Origin of the sequence: Nocardia sichangensis (assembly GCF_047200615.1) — a bacterium.
In the GTDB taxonomy this organism is placed as follows: Bacteria; Actinomycetota; Actinomycetes; order Mycobacteriales; family Mycobacteriaceae; genus Nocardia; species Nocardia sichangensis.
The window spans coordinates 1-14374 of sequence record NZ_JBJZOK010000026.1 but is presented as its reverse complement, the minus strand read 5'-3'; the positions used below and the strand labels follow the sequence as shown (position 1 = coordinate 14374).

General features: G+C 68.8%; 15 protein-coding genes and 1 tRNA gene. 7 read left to right on the top strand and 9 right to left on the bottom strand.

Annotated elements, in window-relative coordinates:
- Window positions 1-156 precede the first annotated feature (156 nt).
- Window positions 157-1038 carry a zinc metalloprotease HtpX gene (gene htpX / locus ACL03I_RS29250; RefSeq protein WP_412807463.1) on the top strand — a complete coding sequence of 294 codons (882 nt, stop codon included), beginning with the start codon at window positions 157-159 and terminating at the stop codon, window positions 1036-1038.
- Window positions 1039-1049: 11 nt separating this feature from the next.
- Here the strand turns inward: htpX and ACL03I_RS29245 are convergent, their stop codons facing one another.
- Both ACL03I_RS29245 and ACL03I_RS29240 read right to left on the bottom strand, forming a co-directional pair.
- Window positions 1050-1514: a MarR family winged helix-turn-helix transcriptional regulator gene (locus ACL03I_RS29245; protein ID WP_364424254.1), complete on the bottom strand. Its 465-nt coding sequence runs from the start codon at window positions 1512-1514 to the stop codon at window positions 1050-1052.
- Between the two features lie 69 nt (window positions 1515-1583).
- A complete protein-coding gene (locus ACL03I_RS29240) occupies window positions 1584-2075 on the bottom strand; it encodes a YajQ family cyclic di-GMP-binding protein (protein WP_412807462.1) in 492 nt (163 codons plus the stop codon).
- A gap of 174 nt (window positions 2076-2249) precedes the next feature.
- Here ACL03I_RS29240 and ACL03I_RS29235 point away from each other — a divergent pair.
- Window positions 2250-2332, top strand: a tRNA-Tyr gene (locus tag ACL03I_RS29235).
- A gap of 256 nt (window positions 2333-2588) precedes the next feature.
- Here the strand turns inward: ACL03I_RS29235 and ACL03I_RS29230 are convergent.
- Window positions 2589-3245, bottom strand: a complete 657-nt coding sequence (locus tag ACL03I_RS29230; protein WP_412807461.1) for a cutinase family protein — start codon at window positions 3243-3245, stop codon at window positions 2589-2591.
- A 147-nt stretch (window positions 3246-3392) separates the two neighbouring features.
- Complete coding sequence (locus ACL03I_RS29225; protein ID WP_355078553.1) at window positions 3393-4391, bottom strand: zinc-binding alcohol dehydrogenase family protein; 999 nt, start codon at window positions 4389-4391, stop codon at window positions 3393-3395.
- Between the two features lie 197 nt (window positions 4392-4588).
- Here ACL03I_RS29225 and ACL03I_RS29220 point away from each other — a divergent pair, with 197 nt between their 5' ends.
- Both ACL03I_RS29220 and ACL03I_RS29215 read left to right on the top strand, forming a co-directional pair.
- Window positions 4589-5227, top strand: coding sequence for a TetR/AcrR family transcriptional regulator (locus ACL03I_RS29220; protein WP_412807460.1), 639 nt, complete (start codon window positions 4589-4591; stop codon window positions 5225-5227).
- A complete protein-coding gene (locus ACL03I_RS29215; protein ID WP_412807459.1) occupies window positions 5224-6903 on the top strand; it encodes an FAD-binding dehydrogenase in 1680 nt (559 codons plus the stop codon). Before ACL03I_RS29220 ends, ACL03I_RS29215 begins: the two co-directional genes overlap by 4 nt.
- 3 nt (window positions 6904-6906) lie before the next feature.
- Here ACL03I_RS29215 and ACL03I_RS29210 read toward each other — a convergent pair whose 3' ends face one another.
- From ACL03I_RS29210 to ACL03I_RS29200, 3 genes are all read right to left on the bottom strand, one after another.
- On the bottom strand, window positions 6907-7773 hold the full coding sequence (locus ACL03I_RS29210; RefSeq protein ID WP_356968628.1) for an expansin EXLX1 family cellulose-binding protein: 867 nt from the start codon (window positions 7771-7773) through the stop codon (window positions 6907-6909).
- Window positions 7774-7999: 226 nt separating this feature from the next.
- Complete coding sequence (locus ACL03I_RS29205; protein WP_355081430.1) at window positions 8000-8737, bottom strand: IclR family transcriptional regulator; 738 nt, start codon at window positions 8735-8737, stop codon at window positions 8000-8002.
- A gap of 142 nt (window positions 8738-8879) precedes the next feature.
- On the bottom strand, window positions 8880-9140 hold the full coding sequence (locus ACL03I_RS29200) for a three-helix bundle dimerization domain-containing protein (protein WP_355081428.1): 261 nt from the start codon (window positions 9138-9140) through the stop codon (window positions 8880-8882).
- A 251-nt stretch (window positions 9141-9391) separates the two neighbouring features.
- Here ACL03I_RS29200 and ACL03I_RS29195 point away from each other — a divergent pair, with 251 nt between their 5' ends.
- Together ACL03I_RS29195 and ACL03I_RS29190 are read left to right on the top strand one after the other, a co-directional pair.
- Window positions 9392-9868: a nuclear transport factor 2 family protein gene (locus ACL03I_RS29195; RefSeq protein WP_355081427.1), complete on the top strand. Its 477-nt coding sequence runs from the start codon at window positions 9392-9394 to the stop codon at window positions 9866-9868.
- 73 nt (window positions 9869-9941) lie between these two features.
- On the top strand, window positions 9942-10994 hold the full coding sequence (locus tag ACL03I_RS29190) for an aminotransferase class V-fold PLP-dependent enzyme (RefSeq protein ID WP_412807458.1): 1053 nt from the start codon (window positions 9942-9944) through the stop codon (window positions 10992-10994).
- A gap of 527 nt (window positions 10995-11521) precedes the next feature.
- Here ACL03I_RS29190 and ACL03I_RS29185 read toward each other — a convergent pair.
- A complete protein-coding gene (locus ACL03I_RS29185; protein WP_355081424.1) occupies window positions 11522-12595 on the bottom strand; it encodes an NAD(P)H-dependent amine dehydrogenase family protein in 1074 nt (357 codons plus the stop codon).
- Between the two features lies 1 nt (window position 12596).
- Window positions 12597-13388, bottom strand: coding sequence for an SDR family oxidoreductase (locus tag ACL03I_RS29180; RefSeq protein ID WP_379256320.1), 792 nt, complete (start codon window positions 13386-13388; stop codon window positions 12597-12599).
- Window positions 13389-13486: 98 nt separating this feature from the next.
- Here ACL03I_RS29180 and ACL03I_RS29175 point away from each other — a divergent pair, with 98 nt between their 5' ends.
- Entirely contained in the window at window positions 13487-14368 is an 882-nt protein-coding gene (locus tag ACL03I_RS29175) for a helix-turn-helix domain-containing protein (RefSeq protein ID WP_412807457.1), read from the top strand.
- The last annotated feature ends 6 nt before the right edge of the window (window positions 14369-14374 follow it).

Genomic DNA, 14374 nt, shown 5'->3' with positions numbered 1-14374 from the left:
GGTCCGCCGCTCATGAGCCGGGGCGCATGTCGGCGAGGATTGATTTCCGCCGGCTGATTTCGGCTGGGCGCGGATTCATCGGAACTTTGCCTAGAGCTTCTATCGTTTATCTGCTGTAAGGCGACTCGGTGAACGGGGGAGCGGCAAGGGAGACGTATGCACGGGCACGGGTTTGCGAACGGGCTGAAGACCTTCGGGCTGATGGTGGGCCTGTCGGCCCTGATCGTGTTCATCGGCGCGCTGTTCCGCAACCCGACGATCCTCGTCGTCGCGATCCTGCTCGCGGTGGGCATGAACGCCTACGCGTACTTCAACAGCGACAAGATCGCGTTGCGGGCCATGCACGCGCAGCCGGTCAGCGAGCTGGAGGCGCCGGTCATGTACCGGATCGTGCGCGAGCTGGCCACCATCGCGCGCCAGCCGATGCCACGGCTGTACATCAGCCCCACGAACGCGCCCAACGCCTTCGCCACCGGACGCAATCCGCGCCATGCCGCGGTGTGCTGCACCAGCGGCATCCTGCAACTTCTCGACGAGCGGGAATTGCGGGCCGTGCTCGGCCACGAACTGTCGCACGTCTACAACCGCGACATCCTCATCTCCTCGATCGCGGGTGCGCTCGCCGCCGTCATCTCCGGCCTGGCCAACCTGGCCGTCTACGCGTCCATGCTCGGCGGCAACCGCAACGGCGAGGGGCCGAACGTGCTGGCCGTGCTGCTGGTATCGTTGCTCGGCCCGATCGCGGCCACGCTGATCAAGCTGGCCGTCTCCCGCTCGCGCGAATTCCAGGCCGACCAATCCGGCGCCGAACTGACCGGCGACCCGCTGGCCCTCGCCTCCGCACTGCGGAAGATCGAACGCGGCGTCCACACCGCCCCACTACCGCCCGAACCGAGGCTGGCGTCGCAGTCGCATCTGATGATCGCCAACCCGTTCCGTCCGGGTGAGCGGGTCGCCCGCTGGTTCACCACGCACCCGCCGATGAACGAGCGCATCGCCCGGCTGGAGGAGATGGCGGGCGGTCCCCGCCGGTACTGAGCCCGGCGGCCTCAGTCGTCCGAGGCCAGTTGGTCTTCGTAAGCGCGGAACGTATCGACGAACAACTTCCGCTGGTCCGCCGTGAGCGGCTCGAGCACCGTACGCCAGGCGCGAGCGCTGCGTCCCAGCCATTTGTGCACGGATCGCTCGTGCGCCGATGCGATGGCGACGATGGTGCGTCTGCGGTCGTCCGGGTCGGTGCCGCGTTCGAGCACACCCTGCTTGCTGAGTTCGCCGACCATGAGACTCACCGTCGTCGGCGCCACCTCCAGCCGGGCGGCCAGATCCGTCACCGTGGTCGGGCCGTCGAACACCAGGTTGGCCAGCAACGACAGGTGCCGCGGCGCCAGCGAGAAGGATTCCAGCTCCGGGGGAACGCCCAACTTCTTGGCCCGTCCGACCACGCGCGGCATGAGCAGCAACAACGTGCGGATGCCCTCGTCCACGCCGAGTCCGGCCCGCTCCTCGGTCGACATGCAGTCCCCTCTAGCACCCTCGTGGACACGCTGAACGCGACCGACCCGGCCGCGCTGCGGACCCGGCGCTCAGCGGTAGTTGACGAACTGCAGCGCGATCCCGAAATCCTCGCCCTTCAGCAGGGCGATGACGGCCTGCAGATCGTCGCGCTTCTTGCTGCTCACGCGCAGCTCGTCGCCCTGGATCTGCGCCTTCACGCCCTTGGGGCCCTCGTCCCTGATCTTCTTGGAGATCTTCTTCGCGTGATCGGAGTCGATGCCCTGCACCAGCGAACCGGTGATCTTGTAGACCTTGCCGGAGGAGACCGGCTCACCCGCGTCGAACGCCTTCAGCGAGATGTCGCGGCGGATCAGCTTCTCCTTGAACACCTCCAGCGCGGCCTTGACGCGCTCCTCCGCCTCCGCGGTGAGGACGATCTTGTCCTCGCCGGACCATTCGATCGACGCGCCGGTGCCGCGGAAGTCGTAGCGGGTGTTGAGTTCCTTCTCCGCCTGATGCAGGGCGTTGTCGACCTCCTGTCGGTCGACCTTGCTCACAACATCGAAAGACGAATCAGCCACGCTGCGCTCCTGTTCTGATGGTCCGACGGGTGAGTTGAACCGGACGCTTCCAGCCCCCGTCAGTTCTACCCGGAGACCCGAGGGTAGTCGCGTCGCACGGCCGATAGCCAGCCGGTTTGCATTCAGGGTGCGGGTTCGATGTATTCTGCTCAGCGCGCGAAACAATGCGCGAAAGGCAGGTTGCCCGAGCGGCCAATGGGAGCAGACTGTAAATCTGTCGGTGAAAGCCTACGTAGGTTCGAATCCTACACCTGCCACTCCGCTCACTAGGCGAGCCCTGTACGCAGAAAGCGCGTACAGGGCTCGCTTCGTAATGTCTTGTGGGGGTGCAACCCCCACGCCCCGGGGGCCCGGGGGGGGGCCCCCCCCCCCCCCCCCCCCCCCGGGGGGGGGGGGGGGGGCCGGGGGGGGGGGGGGGGGGGGGGGTGTGGGGGGGGGGGGGGGGGGGGCGGGGGGGGGGGGGCCCCCCCCCGGGGGGGCCCCCCCACCCCGCGGATTTCCCGTCTCGGGATGTCACATCCGGTCTACCGCGAACTCCACGGCGGGCCACATGGCCCACCGGTAGTCCGTGTGCGCGGCCGGACGGATGCCGCCTTCACACACCGGATCACCGCTCGCGCAGTAGTTTCCGGTCCGCCCGGCGTATCGGTCCGGCACGTTCCAGCCGATCAGCCGGATCGGGTCGCCGAACAGCAGCACCGCCGCCACCCGGGCTTCCAGATCTCCGGGCAGCGAGTAGATGCCACCGAGCACGGTGACGATGCCGGTGCCGAGCACCCCGTGGGTGACGACGGCTCCTTGCGAGAAGCCGACCAGGATGAACCGCTGGTCCGGGCACTTCGCCGCTTGCCACATCAGGTGCGCGGTCATGTCCTGCGTGCCGCGGCTGATCGAGGACGGATCGAGCAGGTCGGCGGGGTAGTCCACCCGATAGGCCTGCGAATCGACCGGAAGCGCTTGCCACAGTGCGTCGTACAGCGGATCGCCCACCACCGAACCCAGATACCCGGGTTCATGGGTGCCTCTGGCGACGACGACGTCGACCGCCGCACAGGACGCGGCCCATGCGTGCATTCCCGTCGCAGCCCCGAAACCCGCGACGATCAGTAGCACGGCGAATGCCCTTACTACACGCCACTTCTCGAACTGGATTACCTTCCGGTTGGCCATCGTACTCACCTACTCACGCCGTTGTGAGACAGCCGATCGACACTTGTCAGTGACAATTACTCGGCTATATCCGCGAAGGTAAGAACGGCTCAGGAGGCCGTCAAGGAACTCCATCCGACCGATACGGAGTCAGCGCCGAATCGTGTTCTACGGCAGGAGAACCGCCGCACCGGCAAATCGTCCGTGCGCGAGATCGGCCAGCGCCCGATCGGCCATGTCCAGGGAATACCCGTGCGTGGTCAGATGTATCCGGTGTTCGCCGGCGAAAGCCAGGAATTCGCGGGCATCCGCGCGGGTGTTCGCGGTCACCGAGCGAATCTCTCGTTCCTGGAACAGATGCCGCTGGTAGTTCAAGGCGGGAATGTCGCTGAGATGAATACCGGCGACGGCGAGGATCCCGCCGCGATCGAGCGCCGCCAGCGCGGGCGGCACCAGCTCACCGACGGGGGCGAACAGGATCGCCGAATCCAGCAGCACCGGAGGCGGATCCGCCGCGCCCTGCACCGAGGCGGCGCCCAGCGCGGCGGCGAGCTCCCGCGCCGCCGGATCCCGCGTCATCACGTGCACCTCCGCTCCGCGCGCGGCGGCTACCTGAGCGGCGATGTGGGCGCTGCCGCCGAAACCGTAGATCCCCAGCCGCCCGCCCTGCGGCACGGCGGCCCGCAGCAGCGCTCGGTACCCGATGATGCCGGCGCACAACAGCGGGGCGGTATCGGCATCGGAGTAGCCCGGGGGCAGGCGCAGCGCGTAAGTCGAGGGCACACAGGCGAATTCGGCGTAGCCGCCGTCGGCGTCCCAGCCGGTGTAGGCCGAGTGCGGACAGAGGTTCTCCGCCCCGCGCAGGCAGAACTTGCACTCGCCGCACGTGTGCCGCAGCCAGGCGATGCCCACCCGGTCCCCCACCGCGAAACCCTCCGCGGCCCTGCCGACCGCGACGACCTCGCCGACGACCTCGTGCCCCGGCACCACCCCCGCGCGGTGCACCGGAAGGTCGCCTTCGGCCACGTGCAAGTCGGTCCGGCACACGCCGCAGGCCAGCACACGCACCAGCAGTTCGCCGGGACCGGGTTCGGGGACGGGTGTTCGCTCCGCGTCCAACGGTCCGCTCTCGATCGGACCCGGCCTGCGCACCCGCCAGCAACGCATCGCGGACGTTCCGCTGCGAACCTCGCTCATCGGATCACCTCGCACCGATCGGATCGACACGGATGGGCACCCCGACCGCGGCGGTCGGGCCGGAATCACCCTACTCGGCGAATACGGCCACGCGGTCCGGCGAATTCTGATACGTTTCTGTATCGAGTACATTCCTGTATCCAACGCCTCGACCGAGGAGGTGCCCGATGACGTCCGATGCCGTGCAGGCCGCGCCCGCCCGGGTCACCCGCCGCCGCGCCGAAACCAGGAACCGGCTGCTGACCGCCGCCTACGAGGCGTTCGCCGAGGAGGGTTTCGGCCGCGCCACCGTGGAGCGGGTCTGCGAGCGCGCCGGATTCACCCGCGGGGCGTTCTACTCGAACTTCAGCTCGCTGGACGAGCTCTTCCTGGCCATGTGGGAGCAGCGCTCCACGGCGATGCTCACCGAGGCGAGCGCCATCCTGGACGAGATCGCGGCCGAGGGCACCGATGACGTACGCGCCGCCGTCCAGCGACTGGAACGGGCGGTCCCGGTCGACGAGGGTTGGTACCGGATCACCGCCGAATTCACCGCGCACGCCCTGCGCACCCCCGCGCTGCGCCGGGTGATGGCCGCTCGTGAGGAGGCCATCGTCGCGGCGCTCATGCCCACGATCGTCGCGGCGCTCGCCCGCGGCGGCCGCACCGTGCCCGATCCGGAGGCGTTCGGGCAAGCGCTCATCGCCGTCCACGACGGCACCAGCGTGCAGGTACTGATGGAGCCGGGCAGCCGCGCCGTGCGCGAGCGCCGCACCGAACTCTTCCACCACGTCGTGCTGGCCTACAGCACCGCAACCGAAGGATGAACATGTCCCACAGCAGCCCCGAGGCGGACGTCCTCGTCGTCGGCGCCGGGCTGGCCGGCCTGGTCGCCACGCACGAACTGGTCAAGGCCGGTCGCACGGTGCACGTGCTCGATCAGGAGAACCGCAACAACCTCGGCGGCCAGGCGTTCTGGTCGCTGGGCGGGCTCTTCTTCGTCGACAGCCCGGAGCAGCGGCGTCTCGGCATCGAGGACTCCTACGATCTTGCTCTGCAGGACTGGCTCGGCTCGGCCAGGTTCGACCGCGACGACGAGGACAAATGGGCCAGGCAGTGGGCGCAGGCGTACGTGCGGTTCGCGGCCACCGAGAAGCGGGACTACCTGCGCGACCTCGGCCTGCGCGTGACGCCGCTGGTCGGCTGGGCCGAACGCGGCGGCGCCACCGCTGACGGGCACGGCAACTCGGTGCCGCGCTTCCACCTCACCTGGGGCACGGGCCCCGAGGTGGTCCGGGTCTTCGCCGAGCCCGTGCTCGAAGGCGAGCGGCGCGGGCTGGTCCGCTTCGGCTTCCGTCACCGGGTGGACGAATTGATCGTGGAGGACGGCGCGGTGGTCGGTGTGCGTGGCGCCGTGCTCGAGGACACCGATCTGGATCGCGGTCGCGCCTCGTCCCGCACCGAAGTCGGCGGGTTCGAACTGCGCGCCAAGGCCGTGATCGTGGCTTCCGGCGGGATCGGCCACAACCACGAGCTGATCCGGCGCAACTGGCCCACCGAACGACTGGGCCCGTGCCCGGAGACCATGATCTCCGGCGTGCCCGCGCACGTCGACGGCCGAATGCTGGCCATCACCGAGACAGCGGGCGGCGCCATCGTCAACCGCGACCGCATGTGGCATTACACCGAGGGCATCGTCAACTGGGACCCGATCTGGCCCGACCACGCCATCCGGATCATTCCGGGGCCGTCCTCGCTGTGGTTCGACGCCAACGGAAAGCGGCTGCCCGCACCGTGTTTCCCCGGATTCGATACGAACACGACGATGAAGGAGATCCTGAAGACCGGCTACGACTACTCCTGGTTCGTGCTCACCCAGTCGATCATCGAGAAGGAGTTCGCGCTGTCGGGCTCCGAGCAGAATCCGGACATCACCGGCAAGGACCTCAAACTCACTTTGAAGAGCCGCGTGGCCAAGGGCGCGCCGGGCCCGGTCGAGGCGTTCAAGCAGCACGGCGTCGATTTCGTCGTCGCGGACACGCTGCGCGAGCTGGTCGAGGGCATGAACAAGATCGCGCGCGGCCCCCAGTTGGATTACGACGACCTGGAACGCCAGATCGTCGCGCGCGACCGGGAACTGGCGAACAAGTACGGCAAGGACAGCCAGCTGATGGCGATCGCCAACGCGCGCCGATACTTCGGCGACAAGGCGGGCCGGGTCGCCAAACCCCACCGGATCCTCGATCCCGCCGCGGGCCCGCTGATCGCCGTCCGGCTCAACATCCTCACCCGGAAGACCTTGGGCGGTCTGCAGACCGACCTGAGTTCCCAGGTGATCAGGCCGGACGGCACGGCGTTCCCGGGTCTGTACGCCGCGGGTGAGGTCGCCGGATTCGGCGGCGGCGGTGTGCACGGCTACAACGCGCTCGAGGGCACCTTCCTCGGCGGGTGCATCTTCTCCGGCCGGGCCGCTGGGCGTGCGCTGGCCGCGAGGCTCACCTGAGCGCTACCGTCGACAGCCGGACGCGACCGTGACGGGCCCTGTCGCGGTCGCCAGCGACGGCGACGACGTGAACGACGGCGCGCCGGAATAGAGCCGGGTGCCCGCCGAGTATCGCCCCGGTTCCACCCGCACATCGGTGATCTCGGCCTCGTTGCCGAAGACGTCCGTCACGCGCGCGGTGAACGGGCCCAGCCCGGCGCCGGAAAGGGTCCAGTAGTTGTCGGCCCGTCGGCTGAGCTGTCGCCACGGCCCACCCTCCGCCGGACGAACAGCCGCCTCGCGCAATGGGTTTCCGGTGCCGCCGAACAGGATGCCGAACCAGGACGCGGACGAATCCGGCTTCACCTCGTAGGTCAGCTCCTGCGCCGGTTGCGGATCACGGACCAGACGGTAGCCGACCCGCGCCACTCCGTCGCGGGGATCGGCGATCCGCTCGAACGCCGCCGCGCTGAGATCCAATTGTCCCGGAGCGCATGCCGGGCAGTGGTCGACCACCAGCGCGCGGACCGACCCCCGTGGGCCCGCGATGTCCAGCAATGCCCCGCAGAGATCGGCGCGCCCGTAGTCGCGGGTCGAAAGCCCGGCATAGTAGCCGTCCGGCGGCAGCTCGCGGAAGGAACACGATGTCCGCGTGCCGAAGACGTAGTAGCGCACCTCGGCGGACATGTCCGGCCCGATCGGCGCGAAAGTCACGGCGGACACGGGAAATCGGGACGGCGAGGACACCTCGTCGAGCGGATGCGCCGCGGCGCAGGTCGGCGCCGACGGCCGCACCAGCCAGACGACCACCGCGACGGTGGCCAGCGCGCCCGCCGCAAACCATAGCCATTCGGAACGGAATGGCCGCTCTTGGATCGGTACCCGGTGCATCGCTTCCCCGACTCCGGCTCGGCTCCTCGCGGACTGTCCATCCTGACTTCACCAGGAAAGCAGCCCGGCCGCTCGCGCGCACAGCGAACGAAAATTCTTCACAGTGAAAGGCGGGCAATTCAGCAAGCGCACCGCTAATTTCGGCCATTCCGCCCGGGGACGGCCGCGGCCGATCGGAAATGATCCGGCGGAGCCAGGCGCACCGATGCCGGGCCGCGCGGTGCAGCTAGAGCCTACGCGCGTGCCGAGGACACAGGGTTCGCCCCGCCTCACGGGCGATCTCGGCCAGCGCCATGGCCAGCCGCGCGGTGTCCGGCGCCACCGCGTCGGCACCGATCAGGCCCGACAGCGACACCGCGGCCACCGCCGCGCCGCGACCGCGAATCGGCACTGCCACGCATGTGATTCCGGGCACGGACTCCTCGTTGTCGACGGCGACACCCTGACGGTTGCGGATGCGGCCGAGTTCGCGATGCAGTTCGGCGCGGTCGGCGAGGGTGCGAGCGGTCAGTTGCGGCAGGCGATCCCGGAAGGACGCCTCCACGATGCTCGGGTCCAGCGTCGCCAGCAGCGCCTTGCCGAGTGCGGTGCTGTGCGCGGGCATCCGGCCGCCGAGCCGGGTGGGCACGCTGGCGGCGATCCGGCCGCCGACCTTGTCCAGGTACAACACATCGCGCCCGTCCAGAACGCCGAGATGGCCCACCATTCCGGTCTGCTGGCAGACGTCGTGCAGCAGTGGGCTCACCACATCGCGGATCTCGTTTTGGTCGGCGGCCAGGCCACCCAACTCCAGAGTGCGCAAGCCGAGCCGATAGCCGCCGGGCGCGTGCGCCAGCCAGCGCAGCCGGATCAGCTGGTCGAGGATGCGATGCACGGTAGAGCGCGGCAATCCGGTGCGCTCGGCCAGTTCGACGAGGGTGAGCGTCGGCGTCGCGCCGTCGAACGCCTCCAATATCAGCGTCATCCGCTCGATCATCGATGCCGGGGGCTGGCTCGGTCGTGCTGCCTGTCCGGATCCGGTCGGCAAATCCCCCGTCTCGGAATCGGTCATCACCTCGACCGTCATTGCCAACCTCCACGCGTGCTCGCGTAGAGCTTAGAGGCCGCTAAGCGGACCCGTGCGCGGAATCCTCGAGGGCGAAAAGCCACTCGCGGGTGTACCGCTCGGCCAGCAGGGGCAGGAAGTTGACGATGGTGGCGTGGTGTGCGACATGGTCGTAGGAGGCCTGGAGATGGTCCTCGATCGCGGCTTCGCTGGCGACGCCGTCGAATTCGTTCTCCAGGCGCCGCGCGGCCGCCTCGAGGGCGAGTTCTTGGTCGAGAGGGATCTGCTGGTTCGAGTCGTGGGTGGCATGGCGGTCGGTCATCGCAAGATTCCCCTGGTCGTGACGGATCGGTACCCAGGACGCTGTCGTGGCGCACGATAACGCCCGTCATATGGGTACCCGCCCCCGCCCGGTTCGACACCCTCGCCTGCGGCTGAGGTCCCCGATCCGGCCTCCGCTCCGGACGACACAGTTGATCCCCGCGGATCTCGATCCGTCCCTTCGCGACGCCGACTCGCACCAAAATAGAACACGTTCTTGTCTGCGGGGGCCGCGCGTGCCAGGCTCGACAGATGGATCTCGACGCCATCGAAGCCGTCCGCCAGTTGAAATACCGCTACTTCCGTGCCCTCGACCTCAAAGAGTGGGACGAGTTCGCCGACACCCTCGCGGTCGACGCGAAAGGGCGCTACGGCACCCACGCCATGGGCGAGCCGCTGAACCTCGACGGCCGTGACGCCATCACCGCGTTCATGCGGGAGAATCTCGGCCCCTCGGTGGTCACCGTCCACATCGCCAACCACCCGGAGATCGGCGTCGACGGCGCGACGGCCACGGGATCCTGGGCCTTCGAGGACACCGTGCTCGCCACCGAGTACGGGGTGCTGATCCGGGGAGCCGGCTACTACACCGACACCTACCGCCGCGACGACGACGGCAAGTGGCGCATCGCCTCCACGGCCTACCGGCGCATCTACGAATCCATGCAGTCGCTGTCGGACACACCCAGCTTCCAGTTGCTGTCCAACATGTGGGCGCCCGGTAAGTGACGGGCGGGAAAACGGTCCACTATCCGCCCGGTGGCGCTGGACGGTCCCGCGCCGCCCGGCGGATGCTGCGAACATGCCCTCGCTAGCGCCTGACGAGTTCACTCCCGAGATCACCTACCTGAACACCGCCTCCTTCGGTCTGCCGTCCGCCCGCGCCCTGACCGCGGTCCGCGAGGCGAGCACGAGCTGGGCCACCGGCCGCAGTGGCCCGACATCCCAAGTGGACCTTCTGGTACCGGACCTGCGCGCGGGCTTCGCCCGGCTGCTCGACGGTGCCACCGCCGATGACATAGCGCTCGGCAGCGGTGTCGCGGGCCTGATCGCACCCGTGGCCGCCGCACTGCCACCGGGCGCGGAGGTCCTCCTGCCGGAAGGCGAATTCGCCTCGGTCTCGATGCCTTTCGTGTACCGGGACGATCTCGTCGTGCGCTTCGTCCCTTTGGCGGAGCTGGCCGCGCAGGTCCGCCCGGAGACGGAGTTGGTGGCGGTGAGCGTGGTCCAATCCGCGGACGGCCGCGTCGCCGATCTCCCCGAGCTGCGGGCGGTCACCCGGGCCAACAACGCGCGTTTGCTCGTGGACGCCACCCAGGCCGCGGGCTGGCTGCCGCTGCGCTTCGCCGACGCGGACTACTGGGTCTGCGCCAGCTTCAAATGGCTGATCGGCGCGCGCAGCGTCGCGTTCCTCGCCACGCCGCCCGAGTTCGTCCCGCAGCTGCGTCCGATCGGCGCCAGTTGGTACGCCGCCGAGGACCGCTGGGCGGAGCTGTACCGCCCGGCCGCGCTGCCCGCGACGGCACGGCGATTCGACACGACGCCCGATTGGCTCGGCGTCGTGGCGGCGCTGGCGGGACTGTCGCTGATCGAGGAACTCACCGTCGACAAGATCGGCGCGCACGACCTCGAACTCGCCGGCCATTTCCGTGCCGGACTGCGCGAACTGGGTTTCGAGCCCGTCGAGGCGCCCTCGCCGATCGTCTCCGTCCCTGGCGCGGGCGACCTCGCGGCCCGGCTCGAGCAGGCCGAGGTGGTCGCCTCAGCGCGAGGCGGCGGCTTGCGATTCGCCTTCCACCTCTACAACAGCGCCGACGACATCGAGCGGGCACTGTCCGCGCTGCGAGCCGGGTAGTCCCCGCCGCGGGCCGCCTACTTGCGCGGCCAATCGAAACGGGCGAGCCCGAAGTGTTGGCCGAGCAACCGCGCCGACGACATCGAGCGGGCACTGTCCGCGGCGCGAGCCCGGTAGTCCCCGCCGCGGGCCGCCTACTTGCGCGGCCAGTCGAAACGGGCGAGCCCGAAGCGTGGCCGAGCAACAGCGCCAACACTTCCGGTCGGCTGTTTGCGTCCGAGTTCGCGACGACGGGGCACTGTCGCCTGCGGGCCGGGTGGCTCCGCGTGCTGCCGAGCCGGTCACACGACCGGGCGGGGCCAATAGCGTGACACGCTGTCGCCGGCCGACCGGCACGCCGTGCAGCCGGTCGGTCGGTAGGCCGGTCGCCCGGTCGGTCGGCAAGCCGCAGCTCATCGATGACATCGACCGCGCACAGTCCGCGCGGTACGCCGAATAGCCTCGGCCGGGGCCGCCGTGTGATGGGCCAGTAGCTCCGCAGGCCTTCTACCTCCTACCTCCGCGTACCGCGTGGGCCGGGTGGTGGGTCAGCGACCGGGACGCTGCGCGGGAGCGGTGATCAGCGGGAGATCGAGCGCGGTGAGAATTCCGGCGGGCGCCGCGACCACGGCTGGAATCGCGTTGACGATGCGCAGGCCGGTCGCCAGCACGGTCGCGTAGTTGTGATCCCCGTTGCGGCTCGAGGTCACCAAGTCCAACGCGTAATTGGGCTCGCCGGTGATCTCGACCCGGTAGGAGCCCTCCGGGTCCGCCGGTTGGGGCCAGTCCGGGCACAGGTCGGGACGCAGCCTGGTCACGTGCTCGAGCACCGTGACGGGCACGTCTCCGACCATGCCCCGCACTTCGAAACGCAGTGCCGCCGCCGTACCTTCGGCGATGTGCCCGGTCGCGATATCGAACGACTCCGGCGCCGCGATCCGCTCGTAAGATTGCGTGACGGCGTCGAGGGTGACCCCGATCCCGGCCGCGAGCTGGCGAACCGTGCCGCCCCAGGCGAGCGACAGCACGCCGGGCTGCAACAGCATGGGGATCTCGTCGAGTGGCTTGCCGAAGCCCATGATGTCGAACATGACCGCGCGGTTGTCGTAGCTGGCGTAGTCCACGATCTCCAGACAGCGCAGCTGATCGATGCGCAGACAGGTCCCCGCGAGCGCGAGCGGCAGCAGGTCGTTGGCGAAACCGGGGTCGATGCCGTTCACCCACAGCGACGAATCGCCCTGCGCGGCCGCCTCCTGCACCGGCTTCAGCAACTCGTCGGGCAGCACGCCGTAGGGGTACTGGAAGAATACGGGTGCGCACGCGACGACATTGATCCCGGCGGCCAGGATGCGTTGCAGATCCTGTACGGCTTCGAACAGCCGGTTGTCGGTCATGCAGCAGTAGACGACGCAGTCCGGACGCGACGCGAGCAATGCCTCCGCGTCGGTCGTCGCGGCGACGCCGACGGGCTGATCGAGCCCCCCGAGCGTCCCCGCGTCCGCTCCGCTCTTGGAACCGGACACCCACACCCCGGTCAATTCCAGCTCAGGATGGGCGATTACGCCGGCCAAGGCATGCTTGCCCACATTGCCGGTGCCCCATTGCACTACGCGATATGTCATGTCACAGGTCCGGGATCGGAAGGTCGAGGTTGGGAACGATCAAACCGCCGTCGGGCTCGAGAATCTTGCCGGTGAGATACTTCCCCGCGGGGGACACCAGATAGAGCGCGGCCGCTGCGATGTCCTCCGGTTCGCCGATGCGATGCAGCGGTGTCTTCGACTCCAATTCGGTACGCATGGCGTCGTTTCCGGCGACGACCTCCAGTGCGGAGGTCAGGATCGAGCCCGGCGCGATGGCATTGACCCGGATACGCGGATTGAGGTCGAGAGCGGCGAGCTTGGTGTAATGGGCCAGAGCCGCCTTGGCGGTGCCGTATGCCGCGAACGCACGTCCGGGGAGCCGCCCCATCGTGGACGTGATGTTGAGAATCGAGCCGCCGCCCGCCGTTTCGAGCATGCGCGGCACCGCGGCGCGGACCAAGGCGTGCGCGTTCGAGACGTTGAAGTCGAACGCGTCCCGCAGTGCCTGCGGCGTCGTGTCCAGCAGCGGGCACGGCAGTGCGCCGCCCACGTTGTTCACCACGATGTCCAATCGCCCGAAGCGTTCGACCGCCGTCTCGGCGAGTGCCGCTGTGGCCTCGGCGTCGCTCAGATCCGCGGGTACAACGTGGGCCTGTCGCCCGGTGGCGGAAACCCGCTCGGCTACCTCGTCGAGCTGGCTTTTGGTTCGTGCGGCGATGACGACATTCGCACCCGCCTCCGCGAACGCGACCGCTATAGCCGCGCCCAGGCCACGACCTGCGCCGGTGACTATCGCGACCTGATCATCGATTCGGAACCGTTCCAGAATCATTCACGCTCCTAAGCGGCGACTGACGAATATTCGACAGCATGTGATCTAATATTCGTCATCGTAAGTCGCTCATCGAGCCGGGACAAGGGATTGCCATCATGCCGGACCGATCTGCGTCGCCGCCCACGCGGCGCGTCGTCGACATCGTGTCGCTACTGGCGACCTCCGGGGAGCCGATCAGCGTCGCGGGCATCGCCGAACGGCTGGGCATCGCGCGCGCGACCGCGACCGCGATCCTGGTCGAGTTGGACGCGGCCGGTTGGGTCGTGCGCGACCCGGCTCATGGTTACGGCATCGGCCCGGCGCTGGTGGGATTGCACGGCGCCGCGCTTCCACAGGACGTGGGCGAGCTCCTCGCCGGTCTCGCTGCCCGGACCGGCTATGGCGCCACGTTCAGCCGCATCGAGCCGGACCGGCTCACCGTGCTCGACGTCCGGCACGGCGTCGACCGGGTGGTGCCGGGAATCCCGGTGGGACATCGTATTCCGCTCCAATTCCCGGCCGGCGCGAGTGTGATGCCGTGGCGTCCGGCAAAGGAGCAGGATACGTGGCTGAACACCGCCGACGAGGCGGATCAACGCATCGTCGGCGCGCTGCTGGCGCTGGTGCGTGAACGCGGGGTCGCGGTGTTCCGGCCGCGCGCCGACGATGCGGGCCTGGTCGACCTGCTCGCCGATCTACTCGGCGCGGTCGGATCCGAATTGCTGCGACCGCATCTGCGTACTCGCGCGCTACGCCAGCTCGCCGCGCTCACGTCCCGGCCTTTCACGCGGACGGAGCTGGATTCGGATGAGATATTGCCGCTGAGTTATCTCGCGGCCCCGGTTTTCGATGCGAGCGGCACCGCGGCCTACGAAGTTCAGCTGGGGCCATTGCAGGTGGCGACGACGCGCGTGGAACGCGATGAATTCGTCGATGCGACCCGCAGCGCGGCAGCCGAATTGACGAACGCGCTCACCACCGGTCGGCATGGAAAGTAATTCTGT

What these genes read in the sequence shown, in the direction of transcription:
- htpX (WP_412807463.1), top strand. Translation starts at nt 157, where the DNA reads ATGCACGGGCACGGGTTTGCGAACGGGCTGAAGACCTTCGGGCTGATG.
- ACL03I_RS29245 (WP_364424254.1), bottom strand. Translation starts at nt 1,514, where the DNA reads ATGTCGACCGAGGAGCGGGCCGGACTCGGCGTGGACGAGGGCATCCGC.
- ACL03I_RS29230 (WP_412807461.1), bottom strand. Translation starts at nt 3,245, where the DNA reads ATGGCCAACCGGAAGGTAATCCAGTTCGAGAAGTGGCGTGTAGTAAGG.
- ACL03I_RS29225 (WP_355078553.1), bottom strand. Translation starts at nt 4,391, where the DNA reads ATGCGTTGCTGGCGGGTGCGCAGGCCGGGTCCGATCGAGAGCGGACCG.
- ACL03I_RS29220 (WP_412807460.1), top strand. Translation starts at nt 4,589, where the DNA reads ATGACGTCCGATGCCGTGCAGGCCGCGCCCGCCCGGGTCACCCGCCGC.
- ACL03I_RS29215 (WP_412807459.1), top strand. Translation starts at nt 5,224, where the DNA reads ATGAACATGTCCCACAGCAGCCCCGAGGCGGACGTCCTCGTCGTCGGC.
- ACL03I_RS29210 (WP_356968628.1), bottom strand. Translation starts at nt 7,773, where the DNA reads ATGCACCGGGTACCGATCCAAGAGCGGCCATTCCGTTCCGAATGGCTA.
- ACL03I_RS29205 (WP_355081430.1), bottom strand. Translation starts at nt 8,737, where the DNA reads ATGACGCTGATATTGGAGGCGTTCGACGGCGCGACGCCGACGCTCACC.
- ACL03I_RS29200 (WP_355081428.1), bottom strand. Translation starts at nt 9,140, where the DNA reads ATGACCGACCGCCATGCCACCCACGACTCGAACCAGCAGATCCCTCTC.
- ACL03I_RS29195 (WP_355081427.1), top strand. Translation starts at nt 9,392, where the DNA reads ATGGATCTCGACGCCATCGAAGCCGTCCGCCAGTTGAAATACCGCTAC.
- ACL03I_RS29190 (WP_412807458.1), top strand. Translation starts at nt 9,942, where the DNA reads ATGCCCTCGCTAGCGCCTGACGAGTTCACTCCCGAGATCACCTACCTG.
- ACL03I_RS29185 (WP_355081424.1), bottom strand. Translation starts at nt 12,595, where the DNA reads ATGACATATCGCGTAGTGCAATGGGGCACCGGCAATGTGGGCAAGCAT.
- ACL03I_RS29180 (WP_379256320.1), bottom strand. Translation starts at nt 13,388, where the DNA reads ATGATTCTGGAACGGTTCCGAATCGATGATCAGGTCGCGATAGTCACC.
- ACL03I_RS29175 (WP_412807457.1), top strand. Translation starts at nt 13,487, where the DNA reads ATGCCGGACCGATCTGCGTCGCCGCCCACGCGGCGCGTCGTCGACATC.